Here is a 21,624-nt window from a genome sequence, read left to right as displayed (position 1 = left end):
TCTTACAATAAAAAGACTATCTATGAGCAGATACATATCTGCCTTTTATAGATAGTCTTTTTGGTGTTTTTTGGATAAAAGAAACGTGGATACATAGGCGTTTTTATTTCCATATTAATTAATAACATAGGAAGAAAAAGCATATTTCGCGCCTGAAACAATTATGGGATATTATTCCATTTGGTTATTAATAGAATAATCTACTGTTTTCTATTACAATAGAAAAAGAATATTCAAGGAAAGTGTGATTAAACGTTGGGAAAAAAGAAGAAGAAAAAAACGATACCTGTACGTCTTAATATTATTTTCTTTTTTGTCTTTTTATTATTCTCAGCCTTAATTCTGCGACTAGGTTTTGTGCAGATTGTTTATGGAGAGGATTATAAAAGAGAGTTAGAGAAAACAGAAGATGTTACAGTAAATACCTCTGTGCCCCGTGGGAAAATGTATGATGCTACTGGAAAAGTAATTGTGGATAATGTTGCGCAAAAAGCAATTACATATACTAATTCTGGAGTGAAGCAAGAAGAGATGCTCGAAACAGCTGAGTTGCTTTCAAAGTATATTATGAAAGATACGAATAAGGTAACAGAGCGTGAGAAAAAGGATTATTGGATTATAAAAAATGAAGAAAAGGCTAATAAGAAGGTCTCTGATAAGGAAAAGGAAGCATTAGCAGAGAAGTATCCAGATCAAGACGAATACAATACAGAAGTATATCAATTGCAGCTTAATCGTATTACAGAAGAGGACTTAAAAACACTTTCTAATCATGATTTAGAGGTTTTAGCAATCTATCGTGAGTTTATTAGCGGGTACAAACTAACTCCGCAAATGGTAAAAAATAAAGACGTTAGTGACGAAGAGTTTGCAGTTGTAAGTGAGAATTTAGAAGCGTTACCTGGTGTAGATACAACAACTGACTGGGAAAGATTTTATGCATTCGGAGATACTTTAAAATCTGTTTTAGGTAATGTTAGTTCTGCTGAGAGAGGATTGCCGGCTGAAAACTTAGATTATTATGTTTCAAGAGGATACAGTCGGAATGATCGGGTTGGAACAAGTTATTTAGAGCTTCAATATGAGGATGTTCTTAAAGGACAAAAAGAAAAAATTCGCAATAAAACAGATAAAAAAGGCAATATCGTAAGTACTGAGGTCATTACGGAAGGGAAACGAGGGAATGATTTAGTTCTTTCAATTGATATGGAACTTCAATTAGAAGTAGAAAAAGTTATCGAGGAAGAATTAAAAACAGCAAAGACATTTGCTGGTACGAAATTGCTTGATAGAGCCTATGTCGTTATGATGAATCCAAACACTGGAGATGTTCTGTCAATGGCAGGAAAGCGACTAGTAAGAAATGAAAAAACAGGAAAATTGGAAGTTCAAGACGATGCACTTGGTAATATTACAACTACTTACAACGTGGGATCTGTTGTAAAGGGTGCAACCGTATTAACTGGATATAAAACAGGAGCTATTTCTCCTGGAACAGTCTGGAATGATACACCAGTAAAAATAGGAAACACAATCAAAAAATCATGGACAACAATGGGACCAATTAATGATCTCACTGCATTGCAACGATCTTCTAACGTTTATATGTTCCGTACAGTGATGAAGATGGCTGGTGCAAATTATGTATATGGTCAACCCTTGTCAGTACAGCTCAGTGACTTTTCATTAGTTAGAAATGAATTTGCTCAGTATGGATTAGGAATTCGCACGGGGATTGATTTGCCTAACGAACAAGTTGGCTTTAAAGGACAAGATACATTGCCAGGTTTCTTACTAGATTTATCGATTGGACAATATGATACGTATTCAAATATGCAGCTCGCGCAATATGTTTCCACAATCGCTAATGGTGGGAAAAGGATGGAACCGCATATTGTAAAAGAAATTCGTGAACCTGTAGCAGACGATAGTACACTTGGTCCGGTTGTAGAAACCATTAAACCCAAAGTATTAAATAAGGTTGATGTAAAACCAGAATGGATTGAACGAGTACAGCAAGGATTTAAAATGGTAGCACAAACTCCAAAAGGTACGGCTTATTCTAATTTAGGTGGGAAAGATTATTCTCCTGCAGCAAAAACAGGTACTGCAGAAGCATTTTATGATGGACCATCTAGAAGTGATTATGGTAAAATACCTCCTCAAGTCATGAACCTAAGCTTAATTAGCTATGCTCCTTCCGATAATCCAGAAGTTGCGATGGCGGTGATGGTTCCATGGGCATACCAAGGAAGTGTTGATAATGGTGCAAATAAAAAAATCGGAGAACGTGTATTGGATGCATATTTCGATTTGAAAAAAGAAAGACAAAAAGACGAGGAAAATGAAGAAAAATAATGATAGCAATAAAAAGGACAAACTATTCTCCATTAGTTTTGTCCTTTTTTTGCATTTTATTAAAGAAAAAAGTCTTTTAATAAAGGCAGAACTAAATGTTAACTAACATATAACGACAAAATATAAGGGAAATCCCTAAATTTACATTGCGTTTACATTGATTTACAAACAGTTAAAACCAAATTAATACTAAAGACTTATAGTTAACTTGTAAAACAAAACAACCATCCTTAGGGGGTAAAGAGAAAAATGAAGAGCCTTAAAACAGTAGGATTAACAGCAATGATTGGAACAATGTTAGCATTATCGGCGTGTGGAGGCAACAACGAATCTAGTCCTTCCAATTCGTCAGATTCATCAAAGGAAAATGGCACTGAACAATTATCAGGACAAATTAAATTAGATGGATCATCAACTGTTTATCCAATTATGGAAGCAATCGTTGAAGAATATCAAGCAGAGCAACCAAATGTAAAAGTTTCTGTTGCATCATCTGGAACAGGTGGAGGCTTTAAAGCATTTATCGCAGGTGAAACTGATTTTAGTAATGCCTCTCGCCCAATTAAAGACGAAGAAAAAACGGAATTAGAAGCAAAAGGTATTGATTTTACTGAATTACGACTAGCATATGACGGACTTTCCGTTGTTGTGAATAAAGATAATACATGGGTTGACCATTTATCAATTGATGAATTAAAGAAAATTTGGCTTGAAGATGGAACTGCAAAAAAATGGTCTGATATCCGCGAAGGATGGCCAGAAGAAGAAATTAAATATTATTCTCCAGGAACTGATTCTGGAACATTCGATTATTTCGATGAAGTGATTTTAGAAGATCAACCAATTGCTAAAGCAGCAACATTATCAGAAGACGATAACATTTTAGTACAAGGTGTAACAGGTGATAAAAATGCAATTGGGTACTTTGGATATGCTTATTATGCGGAAAACAAAGATAAGTTAAAAGTTGTTCCAATTGATGGTGGTAACGGTCCAGTTGAACCAACAAACGAAACAGTTGAAAGTGGAGAATACGCTCCACTATCTAGACCATTATTCACTTATGTGAAAAATGAATCTGTGAAAAATGCAGAGGTTGCTGATTTCGTTGAATTTATGATTGATAATGCTGCAGAGCTTTCAGAAGATGTAGGCTATGTAAAATTACCAGAAGAAGAATATGAAAAAGATCTAGAATTAATTAAAGGACTTAAGTAATAAGTTTTGATGGAAAGCTTTGTACTTGGCTTTCCATCTTGGTGTTTGGATTAAGGGGGGCTAAAAAGCATGATCAAGCAAGAGTTAAAAGAAAATACACTTTCTGTTCAGGAATTAATTGCAGAAAAGAAGAAAAAGAATAATATTAGCAAAGTGCTAGAAAAAATGATGCCGAAAGTATTATTAATTACTGCTATTTTATCGATTTTAACCACACTTGGTATATTATTTACGCTAATAATTGAAACATTTACCTTTTTTGAAAGAGTAAATATAAAAGAGTTTTTAACAAGTAAATCATGGTATCCATTTTCTGATCCAGGATCATTTGGAATTATGCCACTTGTTTCTGGAACATTAAAAGTAACCATCATTGCAGGAATTGTTGCTGTGCCTATAGGGCTTGCATCTGCCATTTTTTTAAGTGAGTACGCGAGTGATAGAACAAGAAGAATAATTAAGCCAATTTTAGAAGTACTTGCTGGTATTCCAACGATTGTCTATGGGTTTTTCGCTTTAACATTTATAACACCATTGCTTAGATCAATTATTCCTTCTTTAGAAATGTTTAATGCCTTAAGTCCAGGAATTGTTATTGGGATTATGATTACCCCAATGATTGCTTCTTTGTCAGAAGATGCAATGAGTGCAGTTCCCCGGTCAATGCGTGAAGGGGCTTTAGCGATGGGTTCTACAAAATTTGAAGTTGCTTTAAAGGTTGTCTTGCCTGCTGCGGTTTCTGGAATTGTTTCATCAATAGTATTAGCTTTATCAAGAGCAATCGGTGAAACAATGATTGTAGCAGTTGCTGGAGGTAGTACACCAAACCTTAGCTTCAATGTAACAGAATCTATTCAGACAATGACAGCTTATATTGTTCAAGTAAGTCAAGGTGATGCAGGATATGGGACAACAATTTATTACAGTATTTATGCTGTTGGATTTACATTATTCCTGTTTACTTTCTTAATGAATCTGCTTGCCCAATACATTTCTCGTCGCTTTAGGGAGGAATATTAAGATGAAGTTAGTAAATCATTCAGAAGTTATCAAGCGAATGAAACCGAGATTAATGAAAAATGTCATAATGAGAGGTTTATTTTTTAGCGCAACATTATTTGGTTTAGTTGTTCTTGGTATCCTATTTTATCGAGTATTGACTCAAGGAATTGGCTATTTAGATTTTCAATTTTTAACGAGCTTGCCTTCCCGTAAACCTGAAAATGCAGGGGTATATACTGCATTAATAGGAACTGTGTGGCTTATGGCGGTTGTTGCGCCAGTCTCCCTTTTGATTGGTGTGGGAACTGCAATATATTTAGAAGAATATGCGAGCAAAAATAAGTTTACGAATTTTATCCAAATCAATATATCAAACCTTGCTGGGGTGCCATCGATTGTTTTTGGACTACTAGGCTTAACACTATTTGTTCGTGCTTTATCACTTGGAACAAGTGTCCTTGCAGCAGGTTTAACAATGAGCTTATTGGTATTGCCAATCATTATCGTTGCAGCTCAAGAGGCTATTCGATCAGTACCTAGTGAATTAAGAGAAGCCTCTCTTGGAATGGGAGCAACGAAATGGCAGACAATTGTTAGAGTGGTAATGCCTGCAGCTATTCCAGGTATTTTAACTGGGGGGATATTGGCTCTTTCTCGTGCAATTGGAGAAACTGCTCCATTGGTAGTATTAGGCTTACCTTTGTTCCTAGCATTCTTGCCGAGAACTGTTTTTGATATGTTTACGGTATTGCCAATGCAAATTTATAACTGGACGGGAAGACCGCAAGAAGAATTTCAGAGTCTTGCAGCAGCAGGAATAATTGTTCTTTTAGTGTTATTGATTTTAATGAACTCTATTGCAGTATTGATTAGAAATAAATTTCAAAAACGTTATTAAACGTATAGGGGGACCTTCAAATGAGTACAGTCTTTGTAGATAAAGTTAAGAAAGCAGTAGAAAATAATTCTACAGATGGTAGGGTGAAAAATTCTGTTTATAAAACAAATCAGCTTAATTTATGGTACGGGGATAACCATGCGCTGAAAAATATAGATTTAGATATTATTGAAAATGAAGTAACGTCTATTATTGGACCATCAGGATGCGGTAAATCAACGTATATAAAAACATTAAACCGTATGATTGAATTAGTGCCAGGTGTAAAAACATCAGGTGAAATTAATTACCGTGGCAGAAATATTTTCGATAAAGACTACGGAGTGGAAGAATTAAGAACAAAAGTAGGAATGGTCTTTCAAAAACCGAATCCATTTCCAAAGTCGATTTATGAAAATGTGGCTTACGGGCCGAAAATTCACGGAATTCGTGATAAGAAAATATTAAATGAAATTGTGGAAAAAAGTCTAAGAGGTGCAGCAATTTGGGATGAAGTAAAAGATAGATTAAACCAGAATGCATATGGACTATCTGGTGGACAGCAGCAGCGTCTATGTATTGCTAGATGTCTTGCCATAGAACCAGATGTTATTCTTATGGATGAGCCAACCTCTGCACTTGATCCAATTTCGACATTAAAAGTGGAAGAGCTAGTTCAAGAACTAAAAGAAAACTACAGCATCATTATTGTTACACATAATATGCAGCAGGCTGCTCGTATCTCTGATAAAACAGCTTTCTTCTTAAATGGAGAAGTTGTTGAGTTTGATGTAACAGATAAAATATTCTCAAATCCAAAGGATAAAAGAACCGAAGATTATATTACAGGAAGATTTGGATAAAAAATTTAGTTAACACCTGAAAAAGGAGACTCCTATCATGCCAGTTAGAGAAAAATTTGAAGCAGGGCTTAAGGAACTACAAGGAAAATTGACAGAGCTTGGAGAATTTTCTATTCAAGCTCTACAAAGATCATTAGATGCACTCGAGACACAAAATATCGAAATGGCACTAGAAATAATTGATGATGATGCAAAGGCAGATATGCTGTATGAAGAAATAAATGATTTTGCTATTCTTCTTATTGCAAAACAGGCACCTGTGGCTATTGATTTAAGACGAATTATTGTTGGAATTAAGATTGCAACAGATATCGAAAGAATTGCAGATTTTGCAGTTAATATTGCAAAGGCTACTATTAGAATAGGTAATCAGGAATTAGTAAAACCGATGGTACATGTAAAAAGGATGCTAGAAATCACCAATGAAATGTTACGGTTATCTTTAAATGCATATAATGAGGAAGACACAAAATTAGCTAGGAAAATTGCTGAGATGGATGATGAAGTTGATGGTTTAAACAAACAAGCGTTTATTGAACTATTTGAAATCAGTAAAAATAAACCTGAATATTTGCATCAAATTTCCCAGCTGACATTTGTTTGTCGCTATTTAGAAAGAGCTGCAGATCACACTACTAATATAGCTGAAAATATTTTCTATTTAGTTAAAGGCAGACAATATGATTGGTGATAAGAATATGGCCGCGAGTATTAATAACAAACTTTTTATTAAAAATTCCTTTTTAAGAAGTTAATAAAAAAACCAAACAATCTTAACAAACTTTTGTTTGATTGTTTGGTTTTTTCTTTTCTGAAGAAAATATTTTTCTACCAGCCTAAAGAATCACACTATTTATTTTGTAAGAGTCTCCGCGATTTTCTTGTGACTCATATTACTAGTTAAACGAAAGCTGCCAACTTGAATTTTTGTATGGTATTCGTTATCAATTAAGTATGTTTCAAATTCTTTTTGATCTTTAACAATCTTATTTTTATATAATAATTCAGCAATTGTTGAAATACTCATACCGCTTTTTACTTTTAGCGTATAGGTATATGTCTCTTGCTCTTCTTTTTTAGATTCTTCCTGTTTTTTAATATTTGCTTCCGTATCAGATTTAGCTTGTTCTTGTTTATTTTCCTCTATGGCTTTTTGCAGTTCCTCATATTCTACATTACTTAATACGATAAAACCCTGTTTTTGAAGATATGTAGTCGCATCAGGGGTGTTTAGGAAGCCTTCATCTGGCTTCGTATTTTCCATATAGAAATAATAACTACCTATCACACTAGCTGAAAGAAGCATTCCTATAGCGAATGAGCGTAAACTTTGTTTCTTCATTTTATGACTGTCCTTCCCGTTCGTTAATAATATGTTGAACTTGAGAAATGGATAGGGAAGATTGATTGGCAATCTGATCAATTGGAACTCCACTTGCTGCTAGTGTCCAAACTTGGTTTTTAATAATAGCATGAATAGATAGTGTATTTTCATTTTGGATTGGCTTTGTCTCCTTTATGGAAGAAGGAGACTTGAAAGAAAAATTTTCCTCCCCAATCATTAATTCCTCTTCTAACACTTTTAATTTCTTTTTTATTTTATATAGTTCCTGTACTTGTTGAATGGAAAGCTGATCTATTTCCTCACGTAAGTCTTTTATAGGATCACGAAGAAAAAAAGATAGAAGAAGAAGCAATAAGGAAACCCCTAATAATACTAGCGTTACAATTAACATAATTCACCTCAAGTCACAAATTCATAATATTAGACTATTTTCAAAAAAAGCAATCATCAAAAGTATTGCAGAAAACAGTCCAGTCTAAGTTATTTTATCATTATCAATCAATAATTCCTATTTAATCAGCATTTACCTATGACAGGAATAGAGGAGAAATTGGTCAAAAGCTTCATCTATTTGCAAGATGGCAAAATAATTTCATCATCTATTCTTCTAAAAAGGGAGACAATATTCGAATTTGCTTGCGAAACATTTAGGAATATGTCGTAATACTACTTGATTTTAAGAAGGCTTATGTCGAATTTAGGTTACTAGAGTAAGCAGATAGAAGGTAGAAAAAATTTTTTGCTCCTCTAAGATGAACGTACGTAAGTTTAAGCACAATCCGACAAAATCTGTTCATTGTGGCATCAACCATTCAGTGGTAACATAATAGTATAAATAGGGAACTAAAAGGAATCTTGTAGACATATACTAGTAATTTGCGATACATACACCAAAGATTTTCAGAAAGAGGTAAATCAAAAAATTAGAAAGAGGTGCTATTTCTATTGATTGAACAAATTATAAGTTTAAGACGTAAAGGACTTTCATTCCGTAAAATTGCCATTGAACTAAATTCAACTGTTGGTAAAGTTCAATACCAATGGAAAAAGTACGTGAAAGAACAAGAGACGAGCGGACAAGAAGAAGGGAAACAAATAACCACAAAAACACAGCCAAAGATTTCTTATGTCTCAGAACGTTTTTGGACAAGTATTGATTTATTAACGAAGAAAAATGGCATGGAAGCTTGGTTAACAAGTGAAAATACTGCATTAGTATTTTGGCGAATACCGGATGGGAAATGGCAGTTAATTTCAACTTATTATGATATTGACCCGGGAACTTGCTCTTTGGCAGTAAAGATTAATGATATAACGAGTATTATTTATAATGGAAGAAATGCACATAGCTATCGCTTTCTTCCTGTAGAGAATAGACAGGAATCGATTGTATTACAAGACTTGTCTCCAAACAGAAGCTTTTGTTTTGAAATAGGCGTTCTTGATGTTTATCAATCCTTTTTACCGATATTACAGTCTAATCCATTACACACTCCTAGAATCTCACATGATCAAGTCGGTACAATGGAAAAAGAATTGCAGAATTGGGAAAAAGGGGACAACCCTATACCGAATTGGATTGAGCATGTAAGCACCTATAGTTATTACGAATTAGAAGAGCAAGAGGATGTGAAAAAGAAATGAATGGTTCGTATTTTCAATTGATTGTAATAAATAACATTCCTTTTATGAATTATTTTTCTGAAGATAAGAATAAAAAAAGGGAATTTTATGAACAAACAATCCAATTTATTAACTTTCTTTTCCTTACTGAAAAAGATAATTCTCCATATACCATTCAGCTTGTTGTACCACCAATATATATGGAAATACTGGATTTGCAGTCGTTTCGAGAAGAAATAACAGAATTTTTAGAAAAAGAGAACCGAAATGTGAAATTACTTTCTTATTGGCAGCAAAAGGATATGAATTTATTAAAAATAATGAAGTCTCTCATTCAAGACAACCGAATAGATCTCCTTGCAAGCCCAGCTTCCTTTTCACAAGTTTCGAACGTTTCAACTAGTACAGGTGTTCAATTGCAAATTGAATTGGGCTTATCGATTATTGACGATTATATTGACTACCGTCCGAAAGGTTTTTGGTTTCCAGAAGGGTATTTTTCACCTGGATTAGATTTATATTTGCATAAAGAGAAATTGACATATAGTTATCTTAACAGTGCGACAATCAATCATAGTGATCCATTGCCAAGCGATGTTGGATTAGCAGTTGAATCACCCCATCATGTTGTTTTTTTTCCTGTTGAAGAAAGCTTGTATCAGATTTTTTCAGAAGGAAATGCTCAAAAGCAAGTTTGGGATAAAGCGATTATGGAGGTACTTGAATCGTATAATCATTACACAAATGAGTCAATTCTATCACTACCAATTGATTTAAAGAGCTATGAAAAGATAAGGGAGGAGTTAAATAAAAGTATTCGTTACTTATGTGATGAAGGCTATATGGTTCATATCACTCCTGAAACGTATATGAATCAATTTAGTCAAGGGATGGACCATGTACATCTTTGTTCTTCTTTTTTGAAACGCCAAAGAGAAAGCTATATCAAGAATCAAAGTAATTTATATGCCTCTTTAGCTTTTTTAGAAAGAGAACTACATCAATGGAGACAAGTTCCTTTAGCAAATGAAGCCAAAAGTGTTCAAAAACAGTTGGAAAAAGAATGGCTATTGTTAAGCGCATTGCTCTACCAAGATAATTGGACGAGGGAAGAAGCTTTAATCTACCTTGAAGCTGCAAATCAATTAAGTGCATTTATGAAAGGACCAATGGATAAGGAATGGATGTCTTTGAGAGAAAAGGTGCATCCTATTTTAAATACAACAATACAAATGAATAACCCGAAAATAAGAGAAATGATTCCGACAAATAAAAAGAAGGTACTTATCTTATCATGGGAATATCCGCCGAATATAGTCGGTGGTCTTGGTACTCATGTGGTTGGCTTAACAGATAGTTTAATAAAAAATGGCTATGAAGTTCATCTTATTACAGCCCAGGATATGAAAAAAAATGCAGAAGATGTAGAAGAAAAGAATGGTTTATTCGTTTATCGTGTTAAACCAATTTATAGCATAGAGCAAAACTTTATCCATTGGATAGGCGGATTAAATCTAGCAATGTGGGATAAAGCGATAGAGATAGGGAAGAAAACTACATTTGATCTAGTTCAGGCACATGATTGGCTAGTAGGGGCTGCTGCAATTTCGTTAAAGGACCAATTAAATATTCCGCTAATAGCAACTATTCATGCGACAGAACATGGAAGAAATGGTGGCATTTATACGGAAATGCAAAAATTTATTCATGGAAAAGAAAGACAACTAATTGATGCTGCTGATTCTTTAATTGTTTGCAGTGAATATATGCAGAATGAGATTATGACTATTTTTGAAATAGAGCAATCAAAAATTAATATTATCCCAAATGGAATAGAATCTATGCAAATCGAAAAAGCTTCTATTGCACCTTTAGAACTCGCTCATTTAGATAAAAATAAGAAAATCATTTTTGCAATGGGGAGAATGGTAAAAGAAAAAGGCTTTGGTACTTTATTGGAAGCAGCGAGAAAATTGCATAAAAAACGATCTGATTTATATTTTGTTATTGCTGGAGTAGGGCCAATGTATGATGAATATCAAAGATTTATTGAGAGAAATGGATTATCGGAAAGTGTTCAATTAATAGGATATTTACAGGGAGAACAAAAAAATGCATTTTATGGTCAAGCCAATATCGTTGTGATTCCGAGCTCTTATGAACCGTTTGGAATTGTAGCATTAGAGTCACTTATATTTGCTATTCCGACGATTGTTTCACATACTGGTGGTTTAAAAGGCATTATAAAGAATAGAGAAACAGGTCTATTTATGGAACCAAATAATGCAGAAAACTTAGTAGAAAATATCGAATATTTATTGGGAAATCCAACAGTAGGTAAAGCGATTGGCGAGAATGGTCAAAAATTAGTGAGTCAACTATTCAGCTGGAAACGAATGGGGGAAGAAACAAAAAGAGTCTTTGATGAACTGCTAGTAAATACAAAGGTAAAAGAATCCATATCTAATTAAAATAGTAGAGTAGGTGAAAGTAGAATGAAGATTGAGGCCAACTTACAAAAAGATTATCAAAGTGCTCAAAGAAAGCTACTTATGAAAAAAATAACTACTACCCCTGGAATTTGGATTGATGGAAAAACTTATTGGATTCAAAATGGCTATGAAAAATTAATACCAGAACACTCGATTTCTGTTCATGTAAAGCAAATACACAAGCATTCCAAAATTCAATATAACGAGATTTTCGTTAGAAATCATTCTCAACAAGAGAGGAAATTAAAAATTTTAGTATTAAATTATTTTCCTAAAGCGTATCAAGAACATCTTTGTTTCGTTTCTCCTACGGATAATGTCATCTATCATTCTGTTGATGACCAGCTATATTTAGTAAACGGAGAATATAATACAAACAGTATTGAGCAGAGAACGGTACAACCTATTTGGAATGTACACACAGAACATATTTGGAGTAATAATCTAAAGGGGATTCTTAAATATCAGCCCATGGCAAAAGGTTCAAGTGTAAGCATCTTTTCATTGAGCATGGATGTTAAGCCTCAATCAACTGGGATTAGTCGCGCTTGGTCTATTACTAGTACAGAAAAAAAGGATATTTTAGAGCTGAATCATATTCTAATGAAAACAAGTACTAGCATTTCCTAACAAAAGATGTTATCATATAAAAGTCGTATGCACGAACTAGCAACCTATAGTTTGGAGGGAAATAAACATGCGTGTAAACATTACGTTAGCTTGCACTGAATGTGGTGATCGTAACTACATTTCTAAAAAAAATAAACGAAATAATCCAGATCGTCTTGAGCTAAAAAAATATTGCTCAAGAGAAAAACGTACTACCGTTCACCGTGAAACAAAATAAGCAGAAGGGATATCTCCCTTCTGTTTTTTTCATATTAAAAAACAAAAGGTAAGGATGGTGTATACATAATATGCTGGATAAGAAACAGTTCCGAACAAATATGATCAAACAACTACAAACAATCAGTAAACCCCAGTATGAGCATATGTCATATCAGATAGCTCTCCAACTATATAAAAATGCTTCCTTTTCTTCTGCTTCTCATATAGGAATTACCATTTCCAAATTTCCTGAGGTTGATACATACCAAATCATTCGTATGTGTTGGCAATTAGGAAAGCAGGTAAGTGTGCCGAAGTGTATCCCTGAAACTAGACAAATGTTTTTTCGAAAATTAGAGAGTTTTAATCAGCTTGAATCTGTTTATAGCAATCTGTTTGAACCTATAATGGAAAAAACAGAACGAACAGTTTCAGAAGAAATCGATTTACTCCTTGTTCCAGGACTAGCCTTTTCGAAGAATGGATACAGATTAGGCTTTGGAGGGGGATATTACGACCGATTTTTAGAAAGCTATAAAGGAAAAACAATTTCGTTAGCGTTTTCTATGCAGGTTCAAGAAGAAATACCACTACAGAAACATGATTTAGCTGTACAGAAAATAATCACGAATGAAGGGATAATTTGTACAAATGAGTAATATAATGTATGCCATTATCATTTTATTTGTCTCCTATTATGCATATAAACGCAGGTCTTTAACAAAAAGTGGTGCAATCGCAGCTTTTTTTGTCGGCATTGGGATTGCTTTAGGATTTGGTTATAAGGGATTACTTATTTTAGGAGCTTTTTTTGTGTCCTCTAGCATGCTTTCTAAGTACAAAAGCAAAACAAAAAAATCAATGGAGAAAAAAACACAAAAAGGTTCTACGAGAGATTGGTTACAAGTAATGGCAAATGGTGCATTGGCTGCCGTTGTAGGTATTATTTATTATTTTACAAAAGAGTCTATGTGGATTGCGGTTTTCGCTATTTTGCTTGCAGCTGCTAATTCAGACACATGGGCTTCTGAAATTGGATCATTAAGTAAGAGAAGACCATTATCTATTCGGACCTTTAAGGCGGCAGAAACAGGAACATCGGGAGCTGTTAGCATATTAGGGACATTCGCAGGATTAGCAGGGTCATTTTTGATTGCCTTGATAGCAACCCTATTATTTCCTATCCAGCTGTGGGGATTTTTCCTCATTTTTCTTTTTGGTTTTTTAGGGAATGTGGTGGATACCCTTTTAGGTGCATTTATACAAGTAGAGTATCAATGTCCAGTTTGTGGTCAAATGGTGGAAACAAGAATAGTATGTCATCAGAATGTAGTTAAGATGAAAGGTTTTCCCCTTTTTAACAATGATATGGTGAATGTCCTATCAGGTTTTTTTGCGGCATTGGGCTATCTTGTTTTTCATTTGTAATGCACGATAATTGTCGTTTACATGATGAGAAATACGGGAATATTTTTACTATCGTATGCGGATAAAAAATAATATAATTACCAAACTAATAATTAGGAGGGATGGAAAAATGTCAAGAGTATTCTCCATTTTACTAATTGCTTTAGGTGGATATTATTTATTTCAAAAACGGTATCGTGTCATAAATACTGTATTGAGAAATCCATTTATTCGAAAATATGCAGTAAGAATATTAATGAGCATTCCAAGTGTAAAAAGAACGATGATGAATTCAGTCTTTGGTCGTTCTAGAGATACGATTTATCAATAACCTTTTCAAAAAATTCTAAATACCTTGTGGAAACATGACTCACAGGGTATTTGGTTCTTCGATTTCCTTCTCATCTTGGTAAAAGTATATTTAAAATTATTTTCCATATTAACCAATATTTTAAAAAAAGATTTTTTAATAGTTATTTGAAGCTTGTGCTCCTAACAAATATTATAAGCTTTTCTTTATAATGAAAGAATCAATAATTTTATGACAATCAAGCGAAAAAAAGGAAAAAAACAACAATTTATAGTATTGTAAAGGAAAAGGTGATTTCCTAATAGAAAGGAATGTCCTATTTAAAAAACCGACAGAATAAAAAAGAGAAGATATTTAGCTTTCAGCGTTTGGAGAGTAGGGAGAAAACAGATGGAGATAGAACCGTATAAGTATTGGAGAATAATCCATTTTTTAATAATGGAATGCCATTATAATGTAATCTATCTATCAAAAAATTACCAAGAAATATGGATAGAAGGTAAAAAAAATGGGGGAAACACACCGATTATTCGTTTGTTTCAGATGGATCTTGATTGGAGTAATTGGTTGAGTAGGGATATGGAAAGAACAGTATTAAATGCTGAGAGGATAAGACGCACATTGCGTAAACGCTCTCTTAAAGTAGAGAGCGTTTATATAACTACCTTTCCGCCTGTAGATTCTTATGACCATTTAGTAAATCAGTCCTTTAATAGTACTGAAAAAAAAGTACAAATAAATACTATCCTTCTTGATCGGTCAGTTCAGGAGTGGGAGATAGCAGGCAGAAAAATAAACTTAAATGTTATTCCTGATACAGCGGAAGAACGGGACAATCAAATTCAGAGCTATAAAGAAACTATCCTTGCGCTAATAAAACAAAATGAAAAAGAAGAAAGGCAGCTACTGAATTTTGGAAAACCGTTTATCTCTTATTTATTTATTGTCTTTCAAGTTATTATGTTTTTCTTAATGGAAGGGAGTGGAGGAAGTACCAATAGCGAAACATTGGTTAAATGGGGAGCGAAAGTAAATTATTTAATCGCAGTTGGAGAATGGTGGCGGTTAATAACACCTATTTTTTTGCATATTGGTTTTTTGCACTTAGTAATGAATTCATTTGCTCTTTATTATGTTGGTCCATTAATAGAAAGGATTTTTGGGAACAGTAGATTTTTCATCATTTATCTTTTCGCTGGATTTAGCGGGGTGTTTGCAAGTTATTTATTTAGTCCATCTTTATCAGCTGGTGCAAGTGGCGCGATTTTTGGATGCTTTGGTGCACTTCTTTATTTTGCATGGCAATTTCCAAAGCTATTTTTTCGAGTGATGGGTTGGAATGTCATTATTATTATCATTATTAACCTTATTTTTGGCTTTACCATACAAGGAATCGATAATGCTGGACATATTGGTGGATTAGTAGGCGGTTTTCTGGCAACAGCTATTGTAAATTTTCCAAAGAAAAAAAGCTGGAAAATCCAGCTTGGGGCATTACTAATTACTTTATTGCTAATAGGTATTGGCATTGGCTATACATCGAGTTCAGGGGTGTCACAAAATCGGGATCAATCTGCACTAATTATGGTCAATAATTATGTGAATGATGAAAAATATGATGATGCAGAACAAGTTTTAGAAACAATTAAAACTAAAAATAACGAGAACTATTATTTTTTACTTTCTTATATCCAACTTAAGAAAAAGGAACTTGCCGCAGCTGAAAAAAATCTGCAAAAAACAATCCATTTGAATCCAGAGTTTCATGAAGCATATTATAATTTAGCAGTTGTCAGTCTATACGATAAGAAACTAGAAGAAGCTAGAGAATATTTACAAAAAGCTTTAGAATTGGACGAAAACAATCCGAAATATCTTTTATTATGGGATAAAATTAAAGAGTAGAAATTTGCTGTCTTAAAACAATTGGTTCGCCATCTTTGGTTGTAAATAAGATAAGAAGATGATTGTCATTAATTAATATTACAGGGATAGAACTGCCGATGGGATCAGCGATGGTTCCGTCTTCTTTCATAATTCCCAGGAAATAGTTTTTATAAAGACCTTCAGTCAATTGTCCAAGTATTTTTGCGCTTTGTTCCTTTGAAAAAGATGGGAGTGGTGAATCGTTAAATTTGGTTAATTCCGTAAGTAATAGTTTTGTATCATATTGTTCAGCTGAAATATGGAATTTCTTTAGTACTTGACGATAAGAGTAATCAATATAATCTAATGCTTGTTTATCCAATGTTGTTGCCCAATCTTTTTCGACTAAGTTATTTGGAGTATGGAAAGATAGTGGTGTACTTTCAAACTTCGAATTAATGACATATAAATTGTCCGCTGAAATTTTTTGAGAACTGAAAATTCTTTCATTTGTATCATGTATTTCAGCATAATGAAAAGTAATTGCTTGTAAATAGTTGCTTTCTCTTTCCACGACTGTTTTTTCTTCTGAAAGTTCTAATGTATTTTGTCGCCATTCTCCCATCGTGCTTATTAATTTCCCATTTGCATAGAGTAAGCTCATATCTTGCCGTAAATACGCTTGTTTATTAATAGAAGAATTGCTTTCCCAGAGAATGCTGTACTCATCGAATCTTTTTTTATTAAATGTAAGGGTAGTGTTTGCTTTAGGAAAGGTCACTGTTGGATCAATTGGGAAGTAAGTTATACTTTCCTTTGCAATCTGCTTTTGCTGGAAAATATAAAAAATAGCAACAAGGATAATAAGAGAGATACTTAATCGGATAAAATCTTTTTTCATTATTTTCACCGCTCCATCTAATGGAAATAAAAAATAATCATTTACTTTATAAGCCTGTCTTATATTTACTTTTATATATATATGAGAAAAGAAGAGAAATATGATAAAAGGGTGGTTTATCCTTCAATTTGGCACGAATTAAAGCATTTGTCTGATTTTTACTATTCTAATAAGGGAAATGAATCTGCTGTTGAGGAAACGGTTCATTTCCGATATACTTAATTTGAAAACGATTAATTTATCAAGTTATGCAAACCTTTGCAGTGAGTTTGAATATGTATGAAATCGAGGGGTACCATGCAAACAATTTATGATGTGCAACAGTTTTTAAAAAAATATGGGACGATCATCTATGTTGGCGATCGTGTAGGCGATTTACAATTAATGAAATCTGAAATTAAAGAATTATATCAATCTCAATTAATAAAAGATCGAGAATTTGACTCTGCCATGCGATTACTTAATCAAGAAATACAGGTTTTATTGGAACAGAAAAATAGGGGGAATTAACAATGCAGGAAAAATGGGTAGCGGGAATTGACTTAGGTGGAACAACGGTAAAAATAGCCTTTTTATCATTAAAGGGAGATTTGATCGATCATTGGGAAATCCCAACAGATAATTCTGAAGAAGGTAAAAACATTACATCAGATATTGCTAAATCAATCGATGCTAAATTGCAAGAATTAGGACATTCGAAGGAAGATGTTTTAGGTGCTGGGATGGGCGCACCAGGACCATTTGATTATAAAACAGGTGTTATTTTCAATACAGTAAACTTAGGCTGGCCAGATAATTTCCCATTAAAAGCACGACTTGAAGCAGATTTAGGTCTGCCTGTAACAATTGATAATGATGCGAATTGTGCAGCACTAGGTGAAATGTGGAAAGGTGCTGGAGAAGGATCCAAAGATTTAGTTTGTGTTACGCTCGGTACTGGTGTAGGTGGCGGAGTTATTATAAACGGGAATATTGTGCAAGGAGTGAAGGGAGCTGCTGGTGAAATAGGTCATTTAACGGCTATTGTAGAAAACGGTGCTCCTTGTAACTGTGGAAAAACGGGCTGTTTAGAAACGATTGCTTCAGCAACTGGAATTGTTCGATTGACGAAAGAAAGATTAGCTGAAAGACATACATTGAGTGTGCTTCATTCTGTGTTGGATCAAGAAGGTGCCATTACAGCAAAGGATGTCTTTGATGCTGCGAAAAAAGGTGACGAGTTAGCAAATGAAATCGTACAATTCGTAGCTTTCCATTTAGGATTAGTATTAGCTAATATTGCTAATACTTTAAATCCAGAGAAAATTGTCATCGGTGGTGGCGTTTCAAAAGCTGGTGATGTGCTATTAAATCCGGTAAAAGAAAACTTCTTGAAGTTCTCTTTTAAAAGCGTAGCAGAATCAACAGTAATTGATGTTGCGACCTTGGGGAATACAGCAGGTGTGATTGGTGCTGCTTGGTTAGCGAAAAATTAATTTAGTAGGAATAGTTTTTAAAAGTCTAAACCTCATATAGATATATTAAGAGGCTGGGACAAAACTAAATAGCCAGTCTGTAAAGACGAACAATCCTTAATTTAGCTCTTAAATAAAGGCTACTTTTTCATGCTAGTTATTTATGATTTTAAATATAGTCAGTGTAAAAACTAATTCACTTTTAAAGATTGTTTTTCTATAAACTATTATGGAAATAGAAAAAATTAATTAATTGGAAAGACGGAGCAGCCTGAATACATGTAGACTCCCATGGGAGCTGCGAGAAAGTCCGAGACTCTGCAGGAGCGTGAGCGACGAAGCCGGCTCGGCGCTCGCCCCATGGAAAGCAAAGTGTATTCAAGCTGCGGATAATAACACCATCTTCACTGAAACAGCCTTTTATAAACCAATATAAACCCGAACAATCATATGGTTGTTCGGGTTTATCTATGGCTGGAATACTTATGTTCCAGCCTCTTTTTGGTGTAATTTAATAGATGTTTCATACGGAGAATTTGTATGTACTTTGCTGGAAATGGTATCTAAATTTATACATAAATTGCTTTATTTTGAAAAAATAAATGAAAAAAAGTATTTGGAAAAATTTCTCTATAAATTTCTTCTGCTTTTTTGAAACTTTTCGTCTAATTGGACGTCTAAAAAAGAGTAAGTTATTATATTAATACATGAACATGAAAATTAGATTAAAATTTCATAAAGATTGGCTTTATATAATAAAATTATTGTAAAATGTGTAAAGTGATCATTTAGAGATTTTGTTTGATCAATAGTTAGGAGGATTCACCATTGTTTAAGAATAAATTTGAATGGTCAAAGCTATCCATTATAACGATTGCAACAGTTTTATTGTGGATTAAAACGAATATTGCTTATATTACTAGCTTTGATATTAAAATTGAAAATTCGATTCAACAATTTATATTAATTATTAATCCATTAAGCTCCCTCTTGTTTATTTTGGGGATTTCCATGTTTCTTTCAGAGAAAAATCAAAAAAGATATATATTTATCTCCAGTTTGATTCTTTCATTCGTATTATATGCAAATGTAGTCTTTTATCGAGTTTATACAGACTTCTTAACCCTTCCACTTTTATTTCAGACAAGTAATTTGAGTGATTTAGGAAGTAGTGTCAGAGAACTGGTTCATGTTACAGACATTCTTTTCTTCGTAGATATTATTCTACTTGCAGTCATTATGAAAAAGAAACCAACATTCTTAAAGATTCCCAAATATACTAGGGTTCAGCAAAGTATTTTTTATTTATTTACGATAAGCTTAGCGTTTTTTAATCTAAGCTTAGCAGAAACACAGAGAACGCAATTACTAACAAGAACATTTGATAGAGAGCTATTAGTGAAAAATATTGGTACGTATAATTACCAACTTTATGATGTATTTCTTCAAACAAAGGCTACTGCACAAAGAGCTTTTGCAGATGGTAGTGAGTTAACAGATATGGTTAACTACAATCAGGCGAATTACACAGAACCAAATAAGGATATGTTTGGAATTGCCAAGGGGAAAAATGTGATAATGGTAAGCTTAGAGTCAACACAGACCTTTACTGTAAATCGGGAAGTGAATGGGGAAGAAATTTCGCCGTTTTTAAACGAATTTATTAAAGAAAGTTTTTATTTTGAAAATTTTTACCACCAAACTGGACAAGGTAAAACATCAGATTCTGAGTTTATTGTGGAAAATTCCATGTATCCATTAAGCAGAGGAGCAGTTTTCTTTACTCATTCTGGAAATGAGTATGAAGCATCACCAGAGATTTTGAAAGAAAATGGTTATTTTACTGCCACCCTTCATGCAAATAATAAGAGCTTCTGGAATCGCGATATTATGTACCAAAGCTTGGGGTATGACCGTTTTTATGAAATTAATGATTACGAGGTGAATGAGGAAAATTCCGTTGGTTGGGGATTGAAGGATATTGAATTCTTCGAACAATCCATCGCTCATTTAAAAGAAATGCCGGAGCCATTTTATAGTAAATTTATCACGCTGACAAATCATTTTCCTTTTGAGCTAGAAGAAGAGGATAAATTAATTGAACCTCTAACAACTGGAAGTAGAACGCTGAATAACTTTATACCTACAGTTCGTTATCAGGATGAGGCTTTGAAAATCTTTATTGAGAGATTAAAAGAGGAAGGTCTCTATGAAAATAGTATTATCGTCTTGTATGGAGATCATAATGGAATTTCTGAAAATCATAATAAAGCAATGAGTGAATTATTAGAGGAAGAAGTTACTCCTTTTGTAAGTACGCAATTACAAAGAGTTCCTTTTGTTATCCATATTCCAGGAATGAAGGGGAAAACACTCTCAACAGTATCGGGGCAAATGGATATCAAGCCTACTCTTCTTCATTTGCTTGGTATGGAAACTAAAAATGATATTCAATTTGGATCTGATCTATTCTCAGAAAATAATAATCAATTTGTTGTTTTACGAGATGGCAGCTTCATTACAGAAGATTATGTATATACAAAAGAAGTTTGTTATGAGCGCGCAACAGGAGAAGTAGCTGACGGTAATGCATGTGAGCCGTATATAGAACAGGCAAATCTAGAATTACAGTATTCTGATAGCATTATTTATGGTGACCTATTACGTTTTTATGATAAAGAAAACGGAATGCTTGATATAATAGAAGATACAAATTAATGTTTAATTAATAAATTAGCATGAATTTGAGGCTGGGACAAAAGTAAATAGACAATCTGTAAAGACGAACAATCTCTAATATAGTTAAATAAAGGTTACTTTCTCATACTGGTTATTTATGTTTTTAAATTACTTTACTAAAAATTCCTTTTTTAAAAGCTAATTAAAAAGCCAAACAATCATACGATTCCGTGTGATTGTTTGGCTTTTTCTTTGGCTGAAATACTTATGTCTCAGCCTCTTTCTTATATTATATGATGAGGTTCTTTTCAAATGGCTTTATCCGTGAGTGCTGCACTTACATCAAACCATATAAAATAATAGATTTATGAATAAACAGCCTTTAAATAAGAAATTTTAAT

Annotated in this window: 20 protein-coding genes; 17 read left to right on the top strand and 3 right to left on the bottom strand. The window is 33.4% G+C overall.

The genetic code is table 11. From position 1 onward, the window contains the following. Positions 1-255: 255 nt before the first annotated feature. The 6 genes from AB3U99_RS15680 to phoU all read left to right on the top strand — a co-directional run bounded on the left by AB3U99_RS15680 (position 256) and on the right by phoU (position 7,009). Positions 256-2,358 (top strand): peptidoglycan D,D-transpeptidase FtsI family protein, encoded by a 2,103-nt coding sequence (locus AB3U99_RS15680; RefSeq protein ID WP_400242407.1) that lies wholly within the window; start codon positions 256-258, stop codon positions 2,356-2,358. 249 nt (positions 2,359-2,607) lie between these two features. Beyond that, positions 2,608-3,576, top strand: a complete 969-nt coding sequence (locus AB3U99_RS15675) for a PstS family phosphate ABC transporter substrate-binding protein (protein ID WP_400242405.1) — start codon at positions 2,608-2,610, stop codon at positions 3,574-3,576. A gap of 69 nt (positions 3,577-3,645) precedes the next feature. Then, a complete protein-coding gene (gene pstC, locus AB3U99_RS15670) occupies positions 3,646-4,596 on the top strand; it encodes a phosphate ABC transporter permease subunit PstC (protein ID WP_400242403.1) in 951 nt (316 codons plus the stop codon). Position 4,597: 1 nt separating this feature from the next. Continuing rightward, complete coding sequence (pstA, locus tag AB3U99_RS15665) at positions 4,598-5,476, top strand: phosphate ABC transporter permease PstA (protein ID WP_400242402.1); 879 nt, start codon at positions 4,598-4,600, stop codon at positions 5,474-5,476. 20 nt (positions 5,477-5,496) lie between these two features. Next, positions 5,497-6,318: a phosphate ABC transporter ATP-binding protein PstB gene (pstB, locus tag AB3U99_RS15660; RefSeq protein WP_400242400.1), complete on the top strand. Its 822-nt coding sequence runs from the start codon at positions 5,497-5,499 to the stop codon at positions 6,316-6,318. A 37-nt stretch (positions 6,319-6,355) separates the two neighbouring features. Beyond that, positions 6,356-7,009: a phosphate signaling complex protein PhoU gene (gene phoU, locus AB3U99_RS15655; RefSeq protein ID WP_400242398.1), complete on the top strand. Its 654-nt coding sequence runs from the start codon at positions 6,356-6,358 to the stop codon at positions 7,007-7,009. A 162-nt stretch (positions 7,010-7,171) separates the two neighbouring features. Here the strand turns inward: phoU and AB3U99_RS15650 are convergent, their stop codons facing one another. Together AB3U99_RS15650 and AB3U99_RS15645 are read right to left on the bottom strand one after the other, a co-directional pair. Beyond that, a complete protein-coding gene (locus AB3U99_RS15650; RefSeq protein WP_400242396.1) occupies positions 7,172-7,660 on the bottom strand; it encodes a hypothetical protein in 489 nt (162 codons plus the stop codon). A 1-nt stretch (position 7,661) separates the two neighbouring features. After that, positions 7,662-8,054 carry a hypothetical protein gene (locus AB3U99_RS15645; RefSeq protein ID WP_400242395.1) on the bottom strand — a complete coding sequence of 131 codons (393 nt, stop codon included), beginning with the start codon at positions 8,052-8,054 and terminating at the stop codon, positions 7,662-7,664. Between the two features lie 554 nt (positions 8,055-8,608). On the opposite strand from AB3U99_RS15645, the gene AB3U99_RS15640 reads away from it, so the two are divergent. The 8 genes from AB3U99_RS15640 (at position 8,609) to AB3U99_RS15605 (ending at position 16,228) form a co-directional block, all read left to right on the top strand. Continuing rightward, positions 8,609-9,307 (top strand): DUF4912 domain-containing protein, encoded by a 699-nt coding sequence (locus AB3U99_RS15640; RefSeq protein WP_400242393.1) that lies wholly within the window; start codon positions 8,609-8,611, stop codon positions 9,305-9,307. Beyond that, positions 9,304-11,757 (top strand): glycosyltransferase, encoded by a 2,454-nt coding sequence (locus AB3U99_RS15635; RefSeq protein WP_400242391.1) that lies wholly within the window; start codon positions 9,304-9,306, stop codon positions 11,755-11,757. The genes AB3U99_RS15640 and AB3U99_RS15635 overlap by 4 nt, the downstream gene beginning before the upstream one ends. Before the next feature lie 24 nt (positions 11,758-11,781). Continuing rightward, positions 11,782-12,408 (top strand): hypothetical protein, encoded by a 627-nt coding sequence (locus AB3U99_RS15630; protein ID WP_400242389.1) that lies wholly within the window; start codon positions 11,782-11,784, stop codon positions 12,406-12,408. A 67-nt stretch (positions 12,409-12,475) separates the two neighbouring features. Continuing rightward, positions 12,476-12,625, top strand: a complete 150-nt coding sequence (gene rpmG, locus AB3U99_RS15625) for a 50S ribosomal protein L33 (protein ID WP_016204868.1) — start codon at positions 12,476-12,478, stop codon at positions 12,623-12,625. Between the two features lie 70 nt (positions 12,626-12,695). Further along, positions 12,696-13,265 (top strand): 5-formyltetrahydrofolate cyclo-ligase, encoded by a 570-nt coding sequence (locus AB3U99_RS15620; RefSeq protein ID WP_400242386.1) that lies wholly within the window; start codon positions 12,696-12,698, stop codon positions 13,263-13,265. Beyond that, positions 13,258-14,034, top strand: a complete 777-nt coding sequence (locus tag AB3U99_RS15615) for a DUF92 domain-containing protein (RefSeq protein WP_400242384.1) — start codon at positions 13,258-13,260, stop codon at positions 14,032-14,034. The genes AB3U99_RS15620 and AB3U99_RS15615 overlap by 8 nt, the downstream gene beginning before the upstream one ends. 109 nt (positions 14,035-14,143) lie before the next feature. Then, complete coding sequence (locus AB3U99_RS15610) at positions 14,144-14,344, top strand: hypothetical protein (protein ID WP_400242382.1); 201 nt, start codon at positions 14,144-14,146, stop codon at positions 14,342-14,344. A 369-nt stretch (positions 14,345-14,713) separates the two neighbouring features. Continuing rightward, a complete protein-coding gene (locus AB3U99_RS15605) occupies positions 14,714-16,228 on the top strand; it encodes a rhomboid family intramembrane serine protease (RefSeq protein ID WP_400242381.1) in 1,515 nt (504 codons plus the stop codon). On the opposite strand, the gene AB3U99_RS15600 is transcribed toward AB3U99_RS15605, so the two are convergent. Next, positions 16,218-17,090, bottom strand: a complete 873-nt coding sequence (locus AB3U99_RS15600) for a hypothetical protein (RefSeq protein ID WP_400242379.1) — start codon at positions 17,088-17,090, stop codon at positions 16,218-16,220. The two genes, AB3U99_RS15605 and AB3U99_RS15600, sit on opposite strands and share 11 nt — an antisense overlap. Positions 17,091-17,387: 297 nt before the next feature. Here AB3U99_RS15600 and AB3U99_RS15595 point away from each other — a divergent pair, with 297 nt between their 5' ends. The 3 genes from AB3U99_RS15595 (at position 17,388) to AB3U99_RS15585 (ending at position 21,262) form a co-directional block, all read left to right on the top strand. Continuing rightward, positions 17,388-17,600, top strand: a complete 213-nt coding sequence (locus AB3U99_RS15595; RefSeq protein ID WP_400242377.1) for a YqgQ family protein — start codon at positions 17,388-17,390, stop codon at positions 17,598-17,600. A 2-nt stretch (positions 17,601-17,602) separates the two neighbouring features. Further along, entirely contained in the window at positions 17,603-18,565 is a 963-nt protein-coding gene (locus AB3U99_RS15590) for an ROK family glucokinase (protein WP_400242375.1), read from the top strand. Between the two features lie 807 nt (positions 18,566-19,372). Beyond that, a complete protein-coding gene (locus tag AB3U99_RS15585) occupies positions 19,373-21,262 on the top strand; it encodes an LTA synthase family protein (protein ID WP_400242373.1) in 1,890 nt (629 codons plus the stop codon). The last annotated feature ends 362 nt before the right edge of the window (positions 21,263-21,624 follow it).

Source organism: Niallia tiangongensis (genome assembly GCF_044704065.1).
Taxonomy (GTDB): domain Bacteria; phylum Bacillota; class Bacilli; order Bacillales; family Cytobacillaceae; genus Niallia; species Niallia tiangongensis.
Note: the sequence above shows the minus strand (reverse complement) of the source record. Positions and strands in the feature narration are given on the sequence as shown.